The sequence below is a fragment of the Antrihabitans stalactiti genome, from assembly GCF_012932915.1.
Classification (GTDB): Bacteria; Actinomycetota; Actinomycetes; order Mycobacteriales; family Mycobacteriaceae; genus Antrihabitans; species Antrihabitans stalactiti.
The window spans coordinates 231,535-254,155 of record NZ_VCQU01000005.1 but is presented as its reverse complement, the minus strand read 5'-3'; the positions used below and the strand labels follow the sequence as shown (position 1 = coordinate 254,155).

Genomic DNA, 22,621 nt, shown 5'->3' with positions numbered 1-22,621 from the left:
CTCGAGCAAGTATTGCAGCAATTTGTCCGATTGCGCGAGTCGTCCGGGAATCACTCCGGTTCGAGATCGCTTAGTCCAGTTCAAGATCTGACTCGCATCAGGACACTAACTGTCACGTAACGATGGGGCAACGACGCCTCAGCGAGGCGTGGATGTGATGTACGTCACACTTGCCGGTATTACACCTTTTGCCCATGATCTGGCTCACATCCAAGATCATCTACAGGGCTCTGACCTGCGGGTTAACACCGATGACACAAAGATTGCAAGAACGCAACAATCGCTTCGTACCGGGCAAATCACCCGTGATGAGGCGGAACTTGGCGCCGAATCCATTCGTCGCCGGAATCCGACTCGGCGGTACTCATCGAGGAGATCTCGTCGCTGGTCCGGTCGGGCAGAACGTCACCGAAGACGCGCGCCAAAATGGAAGGATCGATCGACCGACGGTTGGTCGACGTCGGTTCGTTCGGATCAGAGCTGTCGGAAATATTTACTCCAACAATCCGGACAATTCGCCGATAACGTGTGTCGCCAGCGGAGTGAGAGTGGCCATTCCATCGCGAATCGCGGCACGCGACGCCGCCAGGTTGACGACGAGGGTGCTGCCCGAGAGTCCGACGAGTCCGCGGGACAGTCCGGCGTCGAGTGCACCGGCCGCCAGACCCGAAGAACGGATTGCCTCGCTGATCCCAGGGAGTTCGCGGTCGAGAACGTCGGCCGTCGCGTCAGGGGTGACATCGCGCGGCGAGACGCCCGTGCCGCCGACCGAGATCACCAGATCCACGCCGCCGATGACCGCGGTGTTGAGTGCGTTGCGGATCTCGATCTCGTCGGCCGAGACGACGACCGTTGCGTCGACGAGAAAGCCGGCCTCGTTCAACAACTCGGTGACGACCGGACCGACATTGTTGTTGCTGTCGCCGTGAGCAATCCGATCGTCGACGATGACAACGAGGGCGCGGCCCGCGACGGGGGCGTCGATTTCCATGATGCCTACCGTAGTAGCTCCCCCGTCGCGGGGTTCTAGCTGCCCGGAAATCGTGAGGTGTCTCCGTTCCCCGGACCGCTGCATCATCGGCCGCCTTCCGCGGGTGCTTCGTCGAGTGTGACGTCGACAGTCTTCTGGTTCTGACCTGTGTCGTCGGTGTAGGTCACCGCCACCTTGTCCCCTGGCTTGTGCGAGCGGATGGCGGCGATCAGGGCATCGCCGGTGTCGATCCGACGGTCGTCGATCTTGGTGATGATGACGCCCTTGGGAATTCCAGCCTTCTCGGCTGCGCTACCTGGGGTCACCTCGATGACTCGCGCACCATTGGCGTCGTCCTGCGACGGAACCTGCAAGCCGATCAACGCGTGCGTCGCCTTGCCGTTCTTGACCAGCTCCTCGGCGATCCTGCGCGCCTGGTCGACCGGGATAGCGAAGCCGAGTCCGATGGATCCGCTCTTCGACTCTGGGCCGTCGCCGCCGAGGGTCGCAATCGCGGTGTTGATTCCGACCAGCTTGCCGCTCATATCGACGAGCGCACCACCGGAGTTGCCGGGGTTGATCGCGGCATCGGTCTGGATCGCGTCGATCACGCTGTTCTGGTTGCCTGCGTCGCCGCTGGTCGCGACCGGCCGGTTCAGCGACGAGACGATGCCGCTGGTCACTGTGCCCGCAAGCCCGAGCGGCGAACCGATCGCCACCACCAATTGCCCGACCTGCACGGCGGACGAGTCACCGAATTCGATCGGCGTCAGACCGGTCTTGTCGACCTTGATCACGGCGATGTCGGCGACCGAATCGGCGCCGATCAGTTTCGCCGAAGCGGTCGAACCGTCGTTGAACGCAACAGTCAATTTGCCGGTAGGACCCGCACCCGTGGCTACGTGATTGTTGGTGAGGATCAATCCGTCGTCGGACAGGATGACGCCCGACCCTTCCCCCTCCACCTTGTCGCCGGCGATCTTGATCATCACGACGCTGGGGAGCACCTTGGCGGCGACGGCCTGCACCGAACCTGCAGGTGCCTCGGTCGGCTTCGAACTCGGCTTCGGCGCATCGAGCGCGTTCTTCGCGGGTGTCGATGCGGCGGTCTCTTCCGTGTGCGAGCTCTCGGAATCGGTCGCCAACACACCGACCGCGCCACCGACACCACCACTGACCAGCGCCAACACCAGGGCGCCCGCGAACAGGCCGGCTTTGCCCGACCGTCGAGGTTGCTGCTGCGGCGGTTCGGACGGGTAGCCCATCCCCAGGTTCGACTGGTTCGGCGCGTACTGCGGCGGCATCGGCTGCTGCATCGGCGGCCCCTGCGGACCCTGCTGGGGCGCGTAGGCGCCGGTGCCAGGGTACGTGTGCGGGCGGGTGTATCCGTCCTGAAAGCCGCCTTGGTTGTGCTCGGTGTCCATCAGCCTCGCCTTAGTTCGTCCGCCCCCATGAGCGGGCATGTTTCGTCGTTGTTTGCTGTCAAGCTTGTCCTGTTCGGCTGAGAGGTCACTGAGACCGCCCTTTCAGTTTGCCGAGACGTTCGGCGATTCCGATCCCGAAATCGACACGTCGCTCTCCCCTGGGGCGACGATACGGATTACGGCGCCGCCACGCGAGGAGGTCTCGATCGCGATCGTGCCACCGTGCTTGACCACCACTTGGCGAACGATTGCCAACCCGAGACCCGATCCCGGCATGGACCGCGACGCCATCGTGCGATAGAACCGCTCGAATACGAGTTCACGCTCGGCTTCGGGGATCCCCGGACCCGCGTCGTCCACGGTCAACTCCAGCAACCCGTCTGCGATCTGCCGCATCACGACCCGGACCTGCTCCCCCGGCGGGCTCCACTTTGCGGCGTTGTCGAGCACGTTCAGCACAGCACGCTGCAGGCCTGCCTCGTGACCGTAGACGAACCATTGCTGCAACGACGCCGTGAACTCGATCTCGTTGCGGCGCCGCCTCGCTCGTTCGAGAGCGCGCTCGACGACATCGCCGAGATCGACCCGCTCGTACACCGTTTCGGGCGCATCCTCACGCGCGAGATCGACGAGATCGCCTACCAGCGTGGACAATTCCTCGATCTGCGCAACGACGTCCGTCCGTAGCTCTGCCATGTCTTCGGCCGGAATACGTGGCGCCCCAGGCCTACTGGAAGCAATGAGTAATTCGGTGTTGGTTCGCAACGAGGTCAACGGCGTACGCAATTCGTGGCCGGCATCGGCGACGAGTCTGCTTTGCCGGTCGCGTGATTCGGCGAGCGCGCGGAGCATCGTATTGAAACTCTCGGTCAGCCTGGCCAATTCGTCGTTGCCGGTCACCGGGATAGGCGTCAGGTCGTCGGTCCGGGCGACCCGTTCGGCGGCAGCCGTCAACCGCGCGATCGGGCGTAAACCAGTGCGTCCCACGGCAGTTCCTGCCACTGCGGCCAGCACGACGCCACACCCGCCGACGATGAAGAGCACCCAGGCCAGCCGGTCGAGCACTTCGCTGGTCGGCTCCAGTCGTTGCGCGATAACGAGAGTCGTGCCGGAATCGGTGCGTGCAGTGAGCACCCGCTGATGGTCGACGGTGTGCAATGCGAAGTCGCTGTCGCCACGTGCAACTGCGATTTCGTCACTACCGATCGGCGGATGCGAGCCTGGGGGCATGTAGAACTGCAGGTCCGGAAAGATCAGGGCGACGCTGACGTCTTTGGAATAGAACGTCGCGAAGCCGACGCTTCGGACATCGAAGGCGTCGACGTTGTTGTCGATCAGCGTCGCAGCGCGCGCTTTCAATTGCGAGTCGACGTCGGCGTACAGCGCTCTGGCGACGACCGCGTACGCGGCAATTGCCATGACTGCCACCGCAATCGCCACCACCGACGCGGCCAGCAAAGTCACGCGCCACCGCAACGACACCGATCGGGTCAACGGCATCGGTGGCCGCATCTCGTTCGCACTGCCGACCCGGCCGATCGGTGCGACCACATGGCCCGACGACGGACCGTTGGTCAGGGCGTTGGAATGGTGTTCGCCGCCCTGACCGGGTAGATGTGGAGCAAACCTCACGGCGGCGTCTCGCGAAGGACGTACCCGACCCCGCGGACCGTATGGATGAGCCGAGGCTCGCCGTCCGCCTCGGTCTTGCGACGCAGGTAGCCGACGTAGACCTCCAGCGCGTTCCCCGAGGTCGGGAAGTCGTATCCCCACACTTCTTCGAGAATTCTGCTGCGGGTCAACACGCGCCGCGGATTGGCCATCAACATCTCGAGTAGCGAGAACTCAGTGCGCGTCAAGCTGATCGACCGCTCCCCACGCGTGACCTCACGCGTGATCGGATCCAGACAGAGATCGGCGAACTGCATGGCCTCCGAATCGATCCCGACTTCCGGGACCGCGCGGCGGAGCAAGGCGCGAAGTCGCGCCAAGAGTTCTTCCAGCGCGAACGGCTTTGGCAGGTAGTCGTCTGCCCCGGCGTCCAGCCCGGCCACCCGCTCCGATACCGAGTCACGCGCGGTCAGCACGAGGATCGGCAAATCGTCACCAGTGCTGCGCAGCCGTCGGCAAACCTCCAGCCCATCGAGCTTGGGCATCATGACATCGAGGACGAGGGCATCGGGACGCGCTGACGTTGTCTTGTCCAACGCGTCCATGCCATCGACCGCGAGATCGACGGTGTACCCGTTGAAGGTCAGCGAGCGCCGCAGCGATTCGCGCACCGCACGGTCGTCGTCGACTACCAATATGCGCATGTCAACAGTGTGGCCTTCACGACTGAGATCTGTCTGAGAATGGCCGTGCGGTTAATCACACAGGGCGCCGCCTCCCATACTTGCCGTCAGCCGTTGCCTGACCCCCTCGTCGATCCTCGATAGGGTGATTCGCTTGTCCCGCAGGGATCTTCGTGCCCGCTACCGAAGGGGTCGTGCCACTGCGGCCACTCGCTCTCCCGACGCAATTCCTCGTCGGTGACCAACGCCCACTGCATCGCCCGGGTGATCTCGGACGGGTCGGCGGCATGGACCAGGGCGACGATCGAGGTGTCGCGGTCGCCGAACCGGTCGTCCCAGCGGGCCGCAGCCATCGCGATTCGATCAGGTGTGACCTGGCCCTGTTCTGCGGCAGTCATCGCTGCCAGCCAACGACCGCCGTCGCCGATGCGCAGGCCGCCACCCGCCGACTGCAACCACAGCGCGCGGTCCGGCTGAGTCGCCACCCACACCCGGCCATGTGCGGTCACAACGCCGTCGAGCAATGTGTCGATGGCGTCGTGGAACCGGTCCGGGTGAAACGGTCGATCGGCCGTGAATTCCACGATCTCGACGCTCCCGTCGCTGCCCAGCGGCGGCTGTCCCCGCAATAGTGGTCCGTGCGCGTCGTCGATCTGTGCCCGGCGGGAATCCGCGGGCACAGACCGCAGCAACGTCTCGGCATCGACCTCGTTATTCGATCCCGCCCAGACGATCGGCGCTCGCGGCGCCAACCGTGCCAGCACAGCCGTCAGTTGCGCTTCCTCCCATGGGTCGGTCGGCGCACCGCTGATTACCAGCGCGTCGGCAAAGCCCACCTGCCCGACGACGAGCTGCGCGACTGTCCGATCGTCAGCTGCACCGCTGCGCACACCACGATCGGCGAGCACGTCATCGGTCGTCGCGTCGGCCAGCCACGTCGCCGCGTCGATGCAGGTGAGAACGGCCTCGACCCGAACGTCGTCGATCGCCGGACCGTCCAGTTGCCCGACGACCCCCGCCACGGCGACGTGCTCGATTGCCCAACACACCGCTTCGGGTTCGAGAACGCGGTCCAGCGCGAGGACGATCCGCTGCACCGAACTGCGCCTGCTCAGCTTCCGGAGCATGGGCAGGAGATCTTCGCGAAGCGTGCAGGTCACGCAACCGTGCGCCAACTCCAGAATCGAGGACCGTTGCGACGTCTTGGTCGTCACTGTGCGCCGGACGATGCCGTCGTGAACGCGGTCGAGGTCGTGCGCGACGACAACGGTCCCGCCGTCGACCAGGGATTTCACGGCTGCCTCCGTCGCACCCGACCAACCTGCGACGATCACGACCGGAGTGCGCAATCGGTAACGATTTTCATTAAGCATGGACGAAGAGTAGCGTGACCGAACGACGTTGTCGAAAATCATTGTCGTTAACAGGAAGGATCGAGCATGTCCGCCCACTGCCAAGTGACCGGCCGCAAGCCGGGATTCGGCAAATCCGTTTCGCACTCGCATCGGCGCACGGGTCGCCGCTGGGATCCGAACATCCAGCGCAAGACGTATTTCGTCCCGAGCGAGGGCCGACGAATCACACTCACCGTGTCGGCCAAGGGAATCAAGACGATCGATCGGGACGGCATCGACGCCGTAGTTGCCCGACTTCGCGCGAATGGAACGAAATTCTGATGGCGCGCAACATGGTTCGCCCGATCATCAAACTGAAGTCGACGGCGGGAACGGGCTACACGTACGTCACCCGCAAGAACCGGCGCAACGATCCCGACCGCTTGGTCTTACGTAAGTACGACCCCATCGCGCGACGGCACGTCGACTTCCGCGAGGAGCGCTGACATGGCAAAGCAGTCGAAGATAGCCCGCAACGCGCACGGGGAACTGCCAGGCGTCCACAAGTCGAGTTGGTAAGGGGTCAGTAATGGCAGTCAAGAGGGCACCGTCGAAAAGAACTCTCGCCCAGGACGCTCGTCGGCCGAAGAAGAACCCGCTCAAGGGGATCGAGTCCGTCGACTACAAGGACGTGAACCTGTTGCGCCAGTTCATTTCCGACCGCGGCAAGATCCGCAGCCGACGGGTCACGGGCCTCACGCCCCAACAGCAACGCCAAGTCGCCGTCGCCGTGAAGACCGCGCGCGAAATGGCGATGCTGCCGTTCGGAAGCAGCGGACACGCAGGTTGAGAAGCCCTGCGGTGGGTAACCCACACGAATGACATTTCCCCACAGTGACGAATCCGGCGTCGAGAGCAAGAGATTGGACGACCAAGAGAGCGTGTACCGCGCTGGTGAGCAGGCCGACACCGACGATGAGCCCGAGGAGTCTTCGGGCGCTGCCATCGGGGGCGAAGCGGGAACCGTCGACGGACAGTAGAACTTCGAGCCAAATGCGCTGTTTTCACAATGAGCGAACAGTGCCGAAAGCTACCCTCGGTCCATGACTGGATTGTGCGATCTGTCAGCCACGGAGCAAGCAGCACTGATTCGAGACGGCAAGCTCTCTGCCCGTGAACTGTTGGCGGAGTCGCTCGCCCGAATCGAAGCCACCAATACCGATGTCAACGCTGTGGTGACTCTCGATGCAGAGGGCGCCGAACGCGCAGCGGCGGCAGCCGACGAGGCGTTCGCGGCTGGGCGCCTCCTCGGCCCCCTGCACGGCCTCACTCTCGGCGTCAAAGATCTGCACGCGACAGCGGGATTGCGCACGACCTACGGTTCGCCGGTCCTCGCAAACAACGTCCCGGATGCCGATGAACTGCTCGTCGAACGAGAACGCGCTGCTGGGGCCATCATCGTGGGCAAGACGAACACACCTGAGTTCGGTGCAGGCTCGCACACCTTCAACCGGGTATTCGGCGTCACGCGAAACCCCTACGCGCTCGACCGTTCGGCGGGTGGCTCCAGCGGCGGGTCGGCAGCGGCGCTGACGTGCGGGATGGTCTCCCTCGCGGACGGCAGCGACATGGGTGGTTCGCTGCGTAACCCGGCGTCGTTCTGCAATGTCGTTGGACACCGCCCCTCCCCTGGTCGAGTCCCGACGTGGCCGGTGCAGGACCCGTGGTTCACGCTCGCCTCGCAGGGGCCGATGGGCCGCACAGTGGCTGACGCCGCGCTGCTGCTTTCGGTGCAAGCGGGTCCCGACCCACGCGCTGTGATGTCGTTGGCCGATCCGGGTTCGATCTTCACTGCACCCTTGCCCACTCGGCTCGACGGCATGCGAATTGCGTTGTCCCCTGACCTCGGTGGCGCCGTCGTCGTCGACCCAGAGGTCGGCGCCGCGGTCGAAGCGCAGGAGGCCACGCTCACGAAACTCGGCGCGAACGTCGTGCACGATTGCCTCGACTTCACGGGAGCACGGGAAGTGTTCACGACCCTGCGAACGCTCAACTATGTCCTGATGTTCGGCGAACTCGTCGACCGCGCGCCCGACATGGTGAAGCAGACGATCCGTACGAATGTCGAGCAGGGACGCGCGCTGACCGGTCCGGAGGTGGCGCACGCCAGCGCGCTGCGTGGTGCGCTGTACAACCGGGCACTCGCCTTCTTCGGTGAATACGACGCACTCGTTCTGCCTGCGTGCCAGGCACTCCCGTTCGACGCGGACCTCGAGTATCCGACAAGCGTCGCTGGCGTGGAGATGCCTGACTACCTCGGGTGGATGCAGGCGGCGATCCAGGTGTCGGTCACCGAATGTCCCGCGACTGCTGTGCCCGTCGCGTTCTCCGAGGAAGGCTTACCCATCGGCGTGCAGGTCGTCGCCCCGCATCGGCAAGATTTCCGCGCGCTCGGTATTGCGCACGCGATCGAGCAGGTCACGCACGCAGGCGACCGCCGACCGGGGCTCGTCACCAGCTGACTGCGCAAGTCAGTCCGAATTCGACCGCGGAAAATCGAGATTCGTTGTTGCGCTATGCGCACCTTCAAAATATTGGTTGCGAAAGTTTGCAATTCAAATGATCTTCCGACGCAGGAGGTGCATACTCAGATTGCGCTTGTGCCATGGTCGGGGTGGGACCTGCGCGCGTCGAGACGATTCTCCGTCACCCATTTTTTGGAGGCCCGATGTCTTCTGCTGATCTCGTAATTATCGGCACGGTACTGACCGTCGATGACTCGCAACCCACCGCCGAAGCTCTCGCCGTCGCAGACGGCAAGATCGTTGCTGTCGGTAAGCGATCCGACATCGAGAGTTGGATCGGTCCAGACACACAAGTGCAAGAACTCGGCGACGGTTGCGTCATGCCGGGCTTGATTGAGGCACATGGCCATCCGCTCATGGAGGCAATCGTCCTCTCGGATCGAATGGTCGACATTCGGCCGGTCACCATGCGCGATCCTGAGGAGGTTGTGGCCGCGGTCCGCAACGAAGTTGCCAAGCGTGGCGACGAGGGCGCGTACCTCATCGGGTGGGACGCATTGCTGCAAACCGGCCTTCCCGATCCGAGCCTCGCATGGCTGGATGAAATTGCACCGACCACTCCATTGCTCATTTTGCACAACTCGGGTCACCTCGCGTATTTCAATTCCGTTGCAGGTGAGCGGGCCGGCTTGAACCGCGATACACCCGATCCCAAGGGCGCGCGCTACGGCCGTTCCGAGAATGGCGAACTCGATGGCACCGCATTCGAGACAGGCGCAGTGTTTCCGCTTGTGGCTGGTGCGGTCGGCGACCCCACCGCTTATCCGGCAATGTTGAAAGCGGAATGCGCCAGGTTGAACAAAGGCGGCCTGACGACGTGTTCCGAAATGGCGTTCAGTCCGGCGTTTCGGCCAGTGCTCGACGGGATGCGCGACGCGGGTGCGTTGAGCGTCAGGTTCCGGACCTACGAGGTATCCAATCCGGAGATGACCACCGACATGGTTCCGGTCAACGGTGACGACATGGTTCGCCAGGTCGGCATCAAGATTTGGGTCGACGGCTCGCCCTGGATCGGAAATATCGATCTGACGTTCCCGTACCTCGATACACCCGAGGTGCGCACCATCGGCGTGACACCGGGATCGTGCGGCCACGCGAACTACACCAAGGAACAATTGCGCGAGATCGTCGGAGAGTACTTCCCGCTCGGCTGGCCGATGGCATGCCATGTGCAGGGCGACAACGGCGTCGACACGATCCTCGATGTCTACGAGGAGGTGTTGGAGAAGCATCCGCGTGATGATCATCGGCTGCGCCTCGAGCACTGTGGTGCGATGCGGCCGGAGCAATTCGAGCGTGCTGCCCGGCTCGGCGTGACCTGCAGTATCTTCGTCGACCAGATCCACTACTGGGGCGACGTCATCGTCGACGGCCTGTTCGGGCTGGAGCACGGTGCGCACTGGATGCCGGCAGGCACAGCCCTCGCCAAGGGGGTTCGGATTTCGTTCCACAACGATCCCCCGGTCACACCTGAAGAGCCGCTCCGCAATATCAGCGTTGCGGTGACGCGGAAGTCGCCGAGCGGCAAGGTCTACGCGCCCGATGAGTGCGTCACGGTCGATCAGGCTATCCGCGCACAGACGATCGACGCCGCGTGGCAACTGTTCGCCGACGACATCATCGGATCGATCGAAGTCGGCAAGTATGCCGACCTGTGCGTCCTGGCGGCGGACCCGCGAACCATCCCGCCGGAAGACATTCAGAACCTGGAGGTCCGCGCGACTTTCCTTGCTGGGCAACAGGTGTACGGTCAAGCGCTCGTCGCACATTGAGAGTCGGACATGACGAAGCCGGGTGAGGCTCCCGGGTCGCTGGAGTCTGCGCACCACGTGACCGGGCTCGCCGCCACCATGACCGTGGTGGCGATGGGGCTCGGGTACAGCATTTCGTATGCGGACCCGACGATCCTGTCGTCGAATATCTCGGAAGTGCGCGCCGGCCTCGACATGACCGGCAGCACAGCCAGTTTCGTCGCGAGCCTCGCAACGCTCGCCCTTGCGGCAGCAGTTCTCGGCGCAGGCGCTTTGGGTGATCTCTACGGCAAACGGCGCCTGTTCATCATCGGTCTGTTCGCCACGGTCGCGTTCAACTTGTTGGCCGCGGCGGCGCCGAACAGTGCGGTCCTGATGGTCGCGCGTGCCGGCGCGGGGTTGGGTTTCGCACTCTTGCTCGGGCTTTCGTTGGCGATCGTCAACGATGTCTTTCCGCCCGAACGACGAGCCGCCGCAATCGCGCTGTATCTCGGCGTCTCGTTCGCGGTGTCTGCGCCGCAGCCCGCGATCGGGAGCATCTTGGCCGACCACTTGGGTTGGCGCGTCGGGTTTCTCGTCGCGCCGGTGGTGGCTGTCATCACGCTGGTGATAACCCTCCGGTTCGTACCCGAGACGCCTCGGTCCGCGCGCAAGCTCGACCTGGCAGGACTGGGATTGGTCGCCGTCGCGCTGCTCGCGATCGTGTACGGCATTTCGCGGCTGTCCGAAGGATTGAAGGTCGGTGCCGTGGTACCGATCGCCGTCGGCGCAGTCGCTGCCGTCGGCTTTGTCATGCGTGAGTTGCGCACTCCTGCTCCCGCTTTGGATCTTCGAATCTTCAAGTCGCGGCAGTTCTCGATCGCGGTCTCCGCAGGCGCGACGTACAACTTCCTCACCGGGGGTTGCACGATTCTCTTCGCGTACTACATCGTCGCGATCCGAGGAGAAGACCCGGCACTACTCGGGCTCCTGCTCGTCCCGGCGACGATTCTGCAGGCCATCGCCGCCACCGGATCCGGTCGGGCAGCAACACGGTTCGGGGACAAAGCGGTCCTCATCGCCGGTCTGGTGATTCTGCTCGCCGGGTTGCTCGTGCTGACGGTGCTCGAGAAAAACAGTTCGATGCTGCTGCTGTTCGCCTCGGTCGCCTTGGTCATGATCGGTGGAGCGGTCGTCCAGACACCGCAATCGACGATCATGATGGCCAGCGCGCCGTCCGACCTCGGCGGCGCCGTGTCCGCGGTGAAATGTGCGACAGGTCAGGCCGCCTACTCCCTGGGCCCGACCTTGTTCGCCCTGATCGGCACGTCATTGTTCGTCCAAGACGGCTTGGAGAAGCTCAGAGGCTCGAAAATTACCGAGGATCAGGCAAAGGAAGCGCTGCGGGTGGCGCACGGCGGTACGTCGTCCGGTAGCGGCGGAACCAATGTGCTCGATCCGCAACGAGCGCACGACGTCGTCACCGCCGCGACCGACAGCATGATCGACGCCATTCACAGCTTGAGCCTCGTCATGGCCGCCGTCCCGCTCATCGCTATCGTGCTCGCGCTGGTTCTCTTACGTCCCGAAAAACCCACTCCGAATGCATGATTCGGTCGAGAATGGACTAGGTCAATGGGTGCTGTCTTAGGTGAGATTTTGCCGTTTGCCGTAGCGATCGCAGTCAGCCCGTTGCCTGTGATCGTTGCGGTCCTGATGTTGGTGTCCGATCGGGCGCGAGCCAAGAGCTTCGCATATGTCGTCGGCCGCCTCGTGGGGCTGTCCGTGGTCATGGCGCTGGTCGTCGTGTTTTCTGGCGCCGACCTGAGCCATCTCGGCCACCGCGATCACCCGACGACGACGTCGTCGGTCATCCGAATCATCATCGGCGCGTTGCTCGCCTGCTACGCGGCGTGGCTGTGGACCAAGCGGACCAAGCCAGGTGAAGAACCGAAACCCGGCAAACTTCTGCGGAGTGTCGACCGGGTCAACCCGGGTAGCGCAGTCGTATTCGGCGTTCTCCTCGTTGTTTTGGATGTCAGCACCGTCGTGCTCGCCGTCATGGCAGGGCTCGACATCGGCCAGACCCGCCTACCTGGCGTCGAGGCCTTCGGACTCACCGTCGCCTTCATCCTCGCCGCGACGTTGACCTGCACGGTCCCCCTGCTCATCCATCTCGTCGGCGGACCAGCGTTCGAACGCAAACTCGCCTCCGTGAAGGTCTGGTTGGTCGCGAACGAGAAGACGGTCATGATGGTGCTGTTCCTCGTCTTCGCCGCCGTCCTGATCGGCCGGGGAATCACCCACCTCGCATCTGCCTAAGCAGACCGCCCACCCCTTGTGAGTCTTTTAGGAGTCCAGGGACTCCTAAAAGACTCACGAGGGGGGTGGTCAGGCAGGCTCGGCGGCCGTCCGGTCGAGGCCCTTGCGGTCGTAGTACCGAGTGACGAAGAGGCCGAACAGCACACCGATGAGGAGGCCGATCACGGTCATCAGGAGCGCACGGCCAAGACCAGCCGCCGACTGTGCGTCGAAGTAGATGATCGAACTGACACCAAGGAACACCTGGCGCATCGGCTCGAAGATCGACAAGACGCTGTAAACCCGAGGTTCGGCCTCCAAGGGGATAGTTCCGCCCGAGGATGGCAGGTCCAGAATCACGAACACGATGAGGTTGATCAGTAGGCCGATGCCCCCAAATGCAGCCATCACCGACATTGCCGTGATGCCGATGGCGGAGATCGCCAGCACGCCGTACAGCCACAGCAACAGCATGTTGGGTATCGACATCCCCAGCGCCGTACACACACCGACGTAGAGGCCCGATATCGCGGTCGCCATGAACGTCACACATGCCCATTTGACCAGCAACAACTGGAAACGCGTCAGACCTACTCGGGCCCGGTTCACCACCTTGGGCCCGACCTCGCTCGGGATGTAGCCGAGCATGCCGTCGACGAGCGAGTTGACGATGGTGGCACCGGTGAATCCCGCGAGTACCAGCAGCAGCGAGTAGTAGAACGCCGAAAGCCCGAAGCCCGTGCCTGCAGGCAACGGGTGGAACTGCACGTCCGACACCGTGATCGGCTCCGACAGCACATAAGCGCCAGGACCCGAAAGCGCAGGCGCCCCAGCGCTCTTCAACTGCTCGTTGGTCTCGGCCGTGAGTTGCGCAGCTACCTTGGTGTTCACCGCAGCGAGAGCGGGCGTAGTAATGCCTTGTACGAGCGCAACGGGAATGCTGCCTGCTCGTGGGTTGGTATAGACGGTGATAGTCGGCTTGGTGATGGGCGTGCCCTTTGCCGCCGCGATGGCGAGTTCACCTGTCGCGGTGGTGAAGTTGCTCGGGATCACTATCGCGCCGTAAACCGTGCCCTTGCTCATCTCCGACTGCGCTGTCGCCCAATCCATCTGCTTGAGATCGACTTGCGATTTGGGGACGTTGTCGAGCAATGCCGTCGTGATCGTGTTGCCGAGGTTCTCCTTCTCACCACTCGGACTCGGCGAGCCAGGCGACGCCGGAACCGTCGCGCCCTCGTCCTGATTCACGACAGCGATAGGGAAATTACGGATGTTGTCTTGTGGATTGAGGATCCATCCCATGTACAACCATGCGAGCAGTCCCATGACAATGCCGACGAGGATTACCGGGGCCAACCAGAATTTCGGTGAACGGAGCACGTTTTCTTCGGCTGCGGCAGAATTTTCGGTGGTATTCACGACCATCCCATCACCGCGGGGCGGGCACCACCGCGAATCGACGACTCAACGTGATTGCACTCCTCGAGAATTGCCAATTCTGTTCGCCGACAAGACCGATGAGTGCCGCCATCGTATCGAGCGGCATGCGTGAGTCGAGTGTTTTCGAGAATTACCGTTGATAACGATATATCTGCGCAAAATGGCGCGAAGGTGCACCGCACGTAGGACCATTGCGTTGATCGATAAAGGAGAGCCGGTATGGCGACAGTCCGCGACGCAACCCTCGACCTGCTGCGAAGCCACGGTCTCACAACATGGTTCGGCAATCCGGGCTCCTCCGAGCTGAGTCTGCTCGAGAATTTTCCGAGCGACTTCCGGTACGTCCTGGGACTACAGGAAATGATTCCGGTCGGTATGGCAGACGCATATGCACAGATCACCGGAAAGCCGGCGATCGTCAATCTGCACACCGCGCCGGGAATGGGCAATGCGCAAGGCGCCCTCTACAACGCGTTCGTCAACAAGACACCGCTCGTGATCACGGCGGGTAATCAGCGACGGTCTATGCAGAACCAGTACTGCCTCCTGACGAATACCGACGCGACGATTGTGCCGAAGCCATTCGTGAAATGGTCGGCCGAACCTGCGATCGCAAGCGAGGTCCCGGCCGTCCTTGCACACGCAATTCATCTTGCCCAGACGCCGCCGATGGGGCCTGTGTTCGTTTCACTGCCGATGGACGACATGGACGTCGAACTCGACGCCACCCAGATCGCCGACATCGGAGTAGTCCGCGACCGGAAGGTCACCCACGCAGGCGGATTCGGCGGCACGGCGCTCACCGATCTCGCTTCACGACTGGACGCAGCGACCTCGCCGGCGCTCGTGGTCGGCGGCGATGTGGAACGGTACGGCGCTTGGGACACCGTGATCGCTCTGGCCGAACGCCTCAACGCGGTCGTGTGGAGCGCTCCGCTCACCGGTCTGACCGGATTCCCGGAGAATCACCCACTATTTCAAGGGATGCTGCCGCCGGCACGCGGGTGGGCATCTGCCGCTCTGACCGGCCGCGACCTCGTGGTCGTCCTCGGCGCGCCCGCGTTCCGCTACTACCCCCAGATCCCAGGTCCGTACTTACCTGTGGGTACAGAGCTCGTGCACATCACCAACGACCCAGACGAAGCCGCCCGCTCCCCGATGGGCGATGCCATCGTCGCCGACATTCGCGCTGCGGCCGAAGCGCTGCTCGACACGGTCGGGCAGACCCAGCGACCGGCACCCCCGCCTCGTCCCGCGGTCGGTGCTGTTGCGTCGTCGGCGGTCCCGCTGAATCCCGAGGCGTTGTGGACGCTGGTCGGGAGCACGGCGCCGACCAACGCTCTCTTCGTCAGTGAGGCCGGCAGCAACGAAGGACCGATCAGCTCGTGCATCCGGGCAGGCATGCCCTTCTCCCATCTGTCCGCGGCAGGCGGTGGACTCGGCTTCGGACTGCCCGCTGCCCTCGGCGCACAACTTGCCGCCCCGGACCGTCCGGTCGTCGCATTGATGGGCGACGGTTCGATCCAGTACGCCATCACCGCGCTGTGGACGGCGGCGCAGTACAACATCCCGGTGACCATCGTCGTCGCCTCCAATGCCGAATACGGCGTCCTGAAGCAGTTCGGCCTCATCGAACAGACGTCCGGCGTTCCCGGTCTCGACCTCCCGGGCCTCGACATCGTCACCATCGCAACCGGTTACGGCGTCGACGCCCACAACGCGACCGACACCGACCACCTCGACGAGGTCCTGCGTTCGGGCATCGCCGACCGCGACCGGCCTACTCTCATCAATGTCCGAATTGCCCCCGTTCAAGCGTTCGGTTCGATAGCGTGAATGCCGTGAATATGGCGGCATTCGGAGAGCCGACGGGCCAGGGCTGGACTCAAGTCGTCGAGCTCACAGCAGCATTCGGGTTGTCCGCGCTGATCGGATTCGAGCGTGAGCTCAAACAGAAGTCAGCGGGAATTCGCACCTATACGGTCGTCGGATTCGCCTCGGCGTTGTGGATGCTCGTGAGTAAATACGGGTTCACCGACGTCCTCAAAGACGGCACCGTCATCGTCGACCCATCGCGTGTCGCTGCCCAGATCGTGGCCGGAGTCGGATTCATCGGCGGCGGCATCATCTTCATCAAACGCGATTCGGTGCGCGGACTCACGACGGCCGCAGGCATTTTCCTGACCGCAGCCATCGGCGCGTGCGCCGGCGCTGGATTGGTACTGCTCGCCACGGTTGCGACCGCCGGGTATTTCGTTGCGGTCCTGCTTCTTCCGCCCGTCGGACAATTTGCGAAACGCTTCGTCGAGCTTCCGCGACCGCCGCTTCGAGTGCATTTCCTCGACGACCAAGGGATGTTGCACAAGGTGATCGAGAAGGTGACGGCGGCCGGCTTCGACGTCAAAGACATTTCGATCATTCACCACGACGCGCTCGGCGCAGGTGTCGAGCAGGCAGATCCGCGTAAACGCCCATTTGTCGAAGCACACCTGTACCTGGACGGCACGGGCGATATCCACGCCGTAGTAAGCGAACTCAGCGAACTCGACGGGGTGCTTTCTGCCTCGACGGTCGGCGATGCGTCCGAGTCCCTATGACGTCACGGTAGTGGTGTCGGGCTCAGGTCGTTGCCCACGCCGATCGACCCGCAATTGCTTCGGGCAGGCAGGCCTAGAAAGCGTTCGGTGAGGAACTGCGCGGACTCGGCCTCGAATGGTGCGAAGGCCTCACCATGCGCGAGACCGGCGTAGCGCGTGAAGGTCACGTCGACGCCACGCCCGCAGTACTCGTGTGCCAAGCCTTCGACGTCTCGCGTGACCATCACCGTGTCCCCGATCGCGTCCTTCTGCCCCACCGCGAGAAACAGCGGACCTCTCGGAGTACCGGTGCTGCCCATGATGTTGTCGTTGATCGCAGAGACGACGGCGGGGACGTCGAGGAGGGAGCTGTACGGCGCCCGGACCATGTCGGCGTCCGTCAGCCCTGGATAGTCCTTCGCGAACTGAGCGATGCATTTTTCGCTGACCTGGGCGACAACTTGTTGACCGCGCGCGGAAAGGAAAGCACCGGTATCGATTCCGTACGCGCGTTGGTAGGCGACGACGAGCGCCGGGATGACGCCGGCCCAGTCGGAGCTCCCACTGACGTACGGGAGGTTGTGCGCGAGATCGACGGGCAGTCCGCCCGCCGCCGCGCCCACGATGTTCAGTTCGGGTGAATAGGTCGGCGCCACTTCGACACCCCATTGCGTCGGAACGGATCCGCCGGAGTACCCAACCAGCGCGACCGGTGTGGACGACGGGAGCCCCAGGAACGCCTCGGCAGCGCGGATCCCGTCCAACGCCGCGTATCCGGATTGGCGACCGATGGTCCATTCCAGTTGCTGACCTTCGTAATCGGGAACCACCACGGTGTAACCGGCTGCGATGTAGCCAGCGATCACCGTCTGCTCGGCCATTGCGATCGGGTTGGTCGCGCCGCCGCTCAGCGTGTACGACGGGTCGCATTCCGAACCGAGGGCGTCGTAGGCCATGTGGTACGAAATCACCTTGTTCGGCCCCGGGATCAACGGTCGCAGGACGGTGGCCACAGTGGTGACGGCTGCACCCTGCTGATCGGTGGTTCGGTACAGAACCTTGCTGCCGGTGATCGGCGTCGAGAGTGTCGGCGTAGCAAAGGTCATCGGCTGCGACCGCAGGACCGCGCCCGGCGCCATTCCGGCCAGGGAGCCGTCGTAGGCGTAGAACGGGTCGACAGACGGAAGAGGGTGAGCGGCCGGGTCCGCCCCAGCGGTTCCGCCACCGGTCATCGCCACTGCGAGGACGAGCGTGAGGACCGCGAATACCCGGACCATGCCCTGGGCCGACGCTTTCGAACGCAGGAGAGCACCTTTGGTACGTGGCATGGGGAAATTAAAGCGCATGCCAACAGATTTGGTGGTGGGTCCCTGTTTGTAGCCGTATTACATCTGCTACCGCGATTCGCGAGTCCGGTAGGATTGCGCAGTCGAGCACATGTCGAGTTGGTAGGGCGGTCCGGATGGCAGTCAAGAGAGCACCGTCGAAAAAGGTACGCGCGCAGGACGCCCGTCGGCCGAAAAAGAATCCCCTCAAAGGGATCGAGTCCGTCGACTACAAGGACATCAACCTGCTGCGCCAGTTCATCTCCGATCGCGGCAAGATCCGCAGCCGACGGGTCACTGGCCTCACACCCCAACAGCAACGCCAAGTCGCCGTCGCGGTGAAGAACGCGCGCGAAATGGCGATGCTGCCCTTCACAAGCAGTAGTCGATAGACAACTAGCCGTCAGAACCACAAAACGCTCACGACCTCGGTGGTCGTGAGCGTTTTGTGGAATGCGACCTACGGAAGCGTCAGAACCTGTCCGGGGTTGATGAGATCCGGGTTGTCGATGCCACTCAGGTTCGCGATCTCCTGGTAGCGGTTGCCGTCACCGAGCTCACGCTCAGCGATTGCCCAGAGCGTGTCGCCAGGCTCAACAACGACCGTTCGCGGTGCCGGCGGCGGCGGGGGCGGCGGCGGAGCCGGTGCTTCTTCGGCGACGGGCGCAGGCTCGGGCTCGGCCGGTGCCTCGTACGGGGTGTCGGTGACCGTGTCTGTTGCCCAGACCGATTCGCCGCCCGAGGTGTAGATGACGACGTTGCGGTCGGCCTGCAGTGTCAGCTTCACGCCGCCCTTGCCGTTGGTCTCCGTGGACCACTTCGGGTCGGATCCGGCGTAGAGAACGAAGTTGCCGTCGTCCTGCAGGGTTGCCTTGTCGACATCCTTGCCGTTGGTGCCCGCAGCCCACTTGACGTCGCCGTCATCAGTCAAAACCAGGTTGCCGTCGTCCTGCAACGTAAGCGCAAATGGCCCGACATTGAGCGACTGACCCTTGCCCAGGCTGTCGCCTGCCTGCAAAGTGTCTCCCACGTGTTTCCCCTTTCGGAGGATCGTTCGAATGGATACCCAACGCGGCCGCCGTCGAACTCCGGCAGCACACATCGGTGCCGAACACTACTGTGGGATCGCTCGCCACGCCCGACTTAAGCTCATCATTTAAAGGAATGTTCAGACTCCTCTCAGGTGACTCGAGCCGCGACCTGGGACGTTGCTGAAACCTCTCAAAAAAGATTTGCGGGCACGTTGCTGGCGTGTCGCGATATCAGCGACGACGCAGCCGCATGTAGTTGCTGACGACCGCTGCACCGAGGCCGTCGAGGTCGGGGGCGACGACTCGGCCGCCGACCTGGCGAGCCATGCTGTCGACAAATCGAGCAAGTCCGGGGTCGTCGCCGAGCCGAAAGAAGGTGACTTGCGCGCCCAGTCTGGCGATGTGGTCGAGTTCGCGTCCGGTCAGCGCGAGGGTCCGCATGGCAGGCGGCCAATAGAACTCCGCTTGACCGTCCGGTTCGAGGTGGGCTGTCGGCTGACCATCGGTCACGACGAGCACGACGGGCTGTGCGTTCGGGAATCGCCGCACGTGTCGGCCCGCGAGCAGGAGGGCATGGTGAAGGTTGGTGCCCTGTTCGTACACACCATCGAGGCCGGCAAGTTCGGAGGCGCTCAGCGTCTGCGCGTACTTGCCGAATCCGATCAACTGCAGATGGTCACCGCGGAATCGCGTCGTCACGAGGTGGTTGAGCGCCAATGCGGTCTGCTTCATCGGCACCCAACGACCTTCGATCACCATGGAGAACGAGGTATCGACCAACAGCGCCACCGCTGCCTGGGCTCGCTGTTCGGTCTCTGCGACCTCGACGTCGGACACCTTCAGCCGAATGGGGACCGATCCCGGATCGCGTAGCAGCGCGTTCGTCAACGACCTCGTCACGTCCCACGGCTCGGTATCGCCGAACTGCCATTCACGCGTCGCGCCGGTCGGCTCCCCCATGGCCCCCGCCTTGCGGGTATCGCGCTGACCGGCTCGCCCCGACAATCCCGCTGCCACGTCGCGCAGTGCGGCTTCACCCAAGCGCCGCATGGCTTTCGGCGACAACCGCCACTGACCGTCCGGACCTTTGTCGAGGAAACCCTGCTGCTGGAGGGCCTTCTCGAGCTCGGCCAAGGTCCGTACGTCGGCCGCCGCTTCCGGACCGAGGTGACGCGCTAGAGCTTCCAGATCGATATCGTCGAGCTCCGCGCCAGCATGCTGCTGAGCGAGCTGGTCGCCGAGTTGCTCGAGTTCAGCAATCTCCTGAAGCGCCGACGTGCCTTCGCCGAGACCCATCCCCTGCTCACCACGGAACCGCTCGGACCCTTCCCAGTCCTCGCCGGGCCGAGCCATCCGCAGATGATTGTCGAGTCGATCGAGTTGGTTCATCAGCGATGGACTGCCGAAAGCGTTCTGTGCCAAGGCATCCAACTCGGCTCGCTGGTCGGGGGTCAACGAGTTCCGCAAGCGTTGCGCAGCAGCAGCCCGCTGTGCCAACGAGTCGAGCAGCTCTTCGACGTTCTGCGGGTTGTCCGGGAAGAACTCGCCGTGGTTGTCCATGAACTCGCGGAACTGCTCGTCGGTGTCGTCGCCCCGGGCGTGCGCGTCGAGAAGGTCGTTGAGATCGTTGAGCATGTCGTCGATGCGCTGCCGGTCTTCGTCGGTCGCATTCTCCAGGGCTTGCTTCATACCTGCGAAGCGCTGGTCCAAGAGTTCGCGGCCGAGGAGATCGCGAATCTTCTCGTAGTCCTCGCGCGCTTGTTCGCTACGCCACTTGTAGTCCGAAAGCTCTTGCACCGCTTGCGCAACCGACTTCGGTAGTTCTGCAAGCTGCATCTCGGCGAACGGTGCGTCGTCGTCCATAGAACGCGCGAGCGCCTTGCGCTCCTCCAATACCGCACGGTCCAGCAGCTTGCGGACCTCGTCCAGAGTTCCGTCGAGATTGTTGCGCTGCAACATTTCCCGCCGCCGCTTGTGCGCGGCCGTCGCCAGATCGTCGAGGCCTCGCATGTTCTTCGAGCCACGACGCAGCAACTCCCGCAACGCATGTCGCGGCGAGCTGCCTGCCATCACATCGTTGCCGATGGACTCCAACGCATCACGGAGATCCACCGGCGGAGCCAGCGGATCGGATCCGTCGTAAGGCGTATAGCGGGAATCCCTGCGCATCAGCCGTACACCAGCTCCCCATCGTCGCCCGCGATCTTGGAAATCCGCCGCGCCAGATACAGACCTTCGAGCGCCATTTCTGCCGCCGCCGCGCGCTCGCCATCCGACACTGCGTTCAACCGGGACGCGACGCGGTCCAGCACAGCCAGATCGGGCAGTTCGGCGAGCAGTGCCTTCGCTGTGATCCGCTCACCGGTCACCACCGGGTCGCCGGTTTCGACCGCGGAAACCAACGAAGACAGGTCGATTCCGCCGAGCCGCTCGCGGGCGGTGTCTGCGGTCGCACGACGGAGAAGGTGTTCGAGGACCTCGAGTTCGCGGCCTTCCTCGCCGGATTCGAACTCGATCTTGCCGCGCAACACATCGATGACCGTGCCAAGATCAACCGGCCTCGCTACGGGATCGGCCTCGCCGAGGACCGCGCCGCGATGAATCGCCGACGCGCTGACCGTCTCGGCCGCCGCTACCGCAAATCGCGCCGACACTCCGGACCGCTGATCGATCGCTGTCGATTCCCGAAGGAGCCTGGTGAAACGGGCAAGCACCTCGAGCAGGTACTCGGGGACGGTGGCGTCGAGGTGGGCCTCCTGGTGCACCACGGCGATCTCGTCGCTGAGCAGTCGCGGATAGTGGGTCCGGATTTCGGCGCCGAAGCGGTCCTTGAGTGGGGTGATGATCCGGCCGCGGTTCGTATAGTCCTCTGGATTCGCGCTCGCAACGAGTACCACGTCGAGCGGCAGCCGCAGCGTATAGCCGCGGACCTGAATATCGCGCTCCTCCATGACGTTCAGCAACGACACCTGGATGCGTTCCGCGAGGTCCGGGAGCTCGTTGATCGCAACGATGCCGCGATGGGCGCGCGGTACCAGCCCGAAATGGATCGTCTCGGGATCGCCGAGGCTGCGACCTTCGGCAACCTTCACCGGATCCACGTCGCCGACCAGGTCCGCCACGCTGGTATCCGGGGTCGCCAGCTTCTCCGAATACCGCTCACTCCGGTGTCGCCACGAGATGGGCAGTTTGTCGCCCAGCTCGGCTGCCCGGCGGATCGAGGCCGGTGTGATCGGCTCGTACGGATGCTCGCCAAGTTCGCTCCCCGCGATGACCGGCGTCCACTCGTCCAGCAACAGATTCAACGTCCGCAGCAGTCGCGTCTTGCCCTGACCGCGCTCACCGAGCAGCACCACGTCATGACCGGCGATCAGCGCGCGCTCGAGCTGGGGCAGCACCGTATCGCCGAAACCGACGATGCCGGGCCACGGGTCGGCGCCTTCGCGCAGAGCAGCAAGCAGGTTCGTGCGGATTTCGTGTTTGACGGTCAGCTGCTTGTGCCCTGAGGCGCGCAGCTCACCGACGGTGGAAGGACGGGGTTTCGCGTGAGTCACCACCTCACGTTACGAGCGTTGAGCGCAACCGGCCACTGCGACCGCTCGCTGCGCCAT

22 protein-coding genes are annotated in these 22,621 nt (G+C 63.6%); 12 read left to right on the top strand and 10 right to left on the bottom strand.

The features are described from left to right. Positions 1-493: 493 nt before the first annotated feature. The 3 genes from FGL95_RS16275 to FGL95_RS16265 all read right to left on the bottom strand — a co-directional run bounded on the left by FGL95_RS16275 (position 494) and on the right by FGL95_RS16265 (position 3,894). Positions 494-991, bottom strand: a complete 498-nt coding sequence (locus tag FGL95_RS16275) for a MogA/MoaB family molybdenum cofactor biosynthesis protein (protein ID WP_206071943.1) — start codon at positions 989-991, stop codon at positions 494-496. An 83-nt stretch (positions 992-1,074) separates the two neighbouring features. Continuing rightward, positions 1,075-2,394 (bottom strand): S1C family serine protease, encoded by a 1,320-nt coding sequence (locus FGL95_RS16270; protein WP_240963059.1) that lies wholly within the window; start codon positions 2,392-2,394, stop codon positions 1,075-1,077. A gap of 102 nt (positions 2,395-2,496) precedes the next feature. Next, positions 2,497-3,894, bottom strand: a complete 1,398-nt coding sequence (locus tag FGL95_RS16265) for a HAMP domain-containing sensor histidine kinase (protein ID WP_240963101.1) — start codon at positions 3,892-3,894, stop codon at positions 2,497-2,499. On the opposite strand from FGL95_RS16265, the gene FGL95_RS32385 reads away from it, so the two are divergent. Then, complete coding sequence (locus FGL95_RS32385; protein ID WP_240963116.1) at positions 3,812-4,000, top strand: hypothetical protein; 189 nt, start codon at positions 3,812-3,814, stop codon at positions 3,998-4,000. The genes FGL95_RS16265 and FGL95_RS32385 overlap by 83 nt on opposite strands. Positions 4,001-4,022: 22 nt before the next feature. Here FGL95_RS32385 and FGL95_RS16260 read toward each other — a convergent pair whose 3' ends face one another. Beyond that, the gene (locus tag FGL95_RS16260) at positions 4,023-4,709 is read right to left on the bottom strand and encodes a response regulator transcription factor (protein WP_169588636.1); all 687 of its coding nucleotides are present in this window, start codon (positions 4,707-4,709) and stop codon (positions 4,023-4,025) included. 86 nt (positions 4,710-4,795) lie between these two features. Continuing rightward, a complete protein-coding gene (mrf, locus tag FGL95_RS16255; RefSeq protein WP_169588634.1) occupies positions 4,796-6,061 on the bottom strand; it encodes a ribosome hibernation factor-recruiting GTPase MRF in 1,266 nt (421 codons plus the stop codon). A gap of 66 nt (positions 6,062-6,127) precedes the next feature. On the opposite strand from mrf, the gene rpmB reads away from it, so the two are divergent. From rpmB to FGL95_RS16215, 8 genes are all read left to right on the top strand, one after another. Further along, entirely contained in the window at positions 6,128-6,364 is a 237-nt protein-coding gene (gene rpmB, locus FGL95_RS16250) for a 50S ribosomal protein L28 (RefSeq protein ID WP_169588632.1), read from the top strand. Next, entirely contained in the window at positions 6,364-6,528 is a 165-nt protein-coding gene (gene rpmG, locus FGL95_RS16245; protein ID WP_169588630.1) for a 50S ribosomal protein L33, read from the top strand. Before rpmB ends, rpmG begins: the two co-directional genes overlap by 1 nt. Positions 6,529-6,611: 83 nt before the next feature. Continuing rightward, positions 6,612-6,872 carry a 30S ribosomal protein S18 gene (gene rpsR / locus FGL95_RS16240; RefSeq protein ID WP_169588628.1) on the top strand — a complete coding sequence of 87 codons (261 nt, stop codon included), beginning with the start codon at positions 6,612-6,614 and terminating at the stop codon, positions 6,870-6,872. A gap of 28 nt (positions 6,873-6,900) precedes the next feature. Continuing rightward, positions 6,901-7,062 (top strand): hypothetical protein, encoded by a 162-nt coding sequence (locus tag FGL95_RS16235; RefSeq protein ID WP_169588626.1) that lies wholly within the window; start codon positions 6,901-6,903, stop codon positions 7,060-7,062. A gap of 63 nt (positions 7,063-7,125) precedes the next feature. Next, on the top strand, positions 7,126-8,544 hold the full coding sequence (locus tag FGL95_RS16230) for an amidase (protein WP_169588624.1): 1,419 nt from the start codon (positions 7,126-7,128) through the stop codon (positions 8,542-8,544). 206 nt (positions 8,545-8,750) lie between these two features. Then, positions 8,751-10,379, top strand: coding sequence for an amidohydrolase (locus tag FGL95_RS16225; protein ID WP_169588622.1), 1,629 nt, complete (start codon positions 8,751-8,753; stop codon positions 10,377-10,379). A gap of 9 nt (positions 10,380-10,388) precedes the next feature. Continuing rightward, positions 10,389-11,948 (top strand): MFS transporter, encoded by a 1,560-nt coding sequence (locus FGL95_RS16220; RefSeq protein ID WP_240963058.1) that lies wholly within the window; start codon positions 10,389-10,391, stop codon positions 11,946-11,948. A 24-nt stretch (positions 11,949-11,972) separates the two neighbouring features. Continuing rightward, on the top strand, positions 11,973-12,659 hold the full coding sequence (locus tag FGL95_RS16215; RefSeq protein ID WP_169588620.1) for a GAP family protein: 687 nt from the start codon (positions 11,973-11,975) through the stop codon (positions 12,657-12,659). Between the two features lie 69 nt (positions 12,660-12,728). Here the strand turns inward: FGL95_RS16215 and FGL95_RS16210 are convergent, their stop codons facing one another. Beyond that, complete coding sequence (locus FGL95_RS16210) at positions 12,729-14,057, bottom strand: YhgE/Pip domain-containing protein (RefSeq protein ID WP_338079886.1); 1,329 nt, start codon at positions 14,055-14,057, stop codon at positions 12,729-12,731. A gap of 240 nt (positions 14,058-14,297) precedes the next feature. On the opposite strand from FGL95_RS16210, the gene mdlC reads away from it, so the two are divergent. Both mdlC and FGL95_RS16200 read left to right on the top strand, forming a co-directional pair. Beyond that, complete coding sequence (gene mdlC / locus FGL95_RS16205) at positions 14,298-15,914, top strand: benzoylformate decarboxylase (RefSeq protein WP_169588616.1); 1,617 nt, start codon at positions 14,298-14,300, stop codon at positions 15,912-15,914. A gap of 11 nt (positions 15,915-15,925) precedes the next feature. Further along, positions 15,926-16,675 carry an MgtC/SapB family protein gene (locus tag FGL95_RS16200; protein WP_169589107.1) on the top strand — a complete coding sequence of 250 codons (750 nt, stop codon included), beginning with the start codon at positions 15,926-15,928 and terminating at the stop codon, positions 16,673-16,675. 2 nt (positions 16,676-16,677) lie between these two features. Here FGL95_RS16200 and FGL95_RS16195 read toward each other — a convergent pair whose 3' ends face one another. Further along, positions 16,678-17,886: a lipase family protein gene (locus FGL95_RS16195; protein ID WP_240963099.1), complete on the bottom strand. Its 1,209-nt coding sequence runs from the start codon at positions 17,884-17,886 to the stop codon at positions 16,678-16,680. A 230-nt stretch (positions 17,887-18,116) separates the two neighbouring features. Here FGL95_RS16195 and rpsR (FGL95_RS16190) point away from each other — a divergent pair, with 230 nt between their 5' ends. Beyond that, positions 18,117-18,371, top strand: coding sequence for a 30S ribosomal protein S18 (gene rpsR / locus FGL95_RS16190; protein ID WP_169588614.1), 255 nt, complete (start codon positions 18,117-18,119; stop codon positions 18,369-18,371). Between the two features lie 68 nt (positions 18,372-18,439). Here the strand turns inward: rpsR (FGL95_RS16190) and FGL95_RS16185 are convergent, their stop codons facing one another. The 3 genes from FGL95_RS16185 to FGL95_RS16175 form a co-directional block, all read right to left on the bottom strand. After that, positions 18,440-19,009 (bottom strand): LysM peptidoglycan-binding domain-containing protein, encoded by a 570-nt coding sequence (locus FGL95_RS16185; protein WP_338079885.1) that lies wholly within the window; start codon positions 19,007-19,009, stop codon positions 18,440-18,442. 232 nt (positions 19,010-19,241) lie between these two features. Continuing rightward, positions 19,242-21,179, bottom strand: a complete 1,938-nt coding sequence (locus FGL95_RS16180) for a vWA domain-containing protein (protein WP_169588610.1) — start codon at positions 21,177-21,179, stop codon at positions 19,242-19,244. Then, positions 21,179-22,564: an ATP-binding protein gene (locus FGL95_RS16175; protein ID WP_169588608.1), complete on the bottom strand. Its 1,386-nt coding sequence runs from the start codon at positions 22,562-22,564 to the stop codon at positions 21,179-21,181. The genes FGL95_RS16180 and FGL95_RS16175 overlap by 1 nt, the downstream gene beginning before the upstream one ends. Positions 22,565-22,621: the final 57 nt, after the last annotated feature.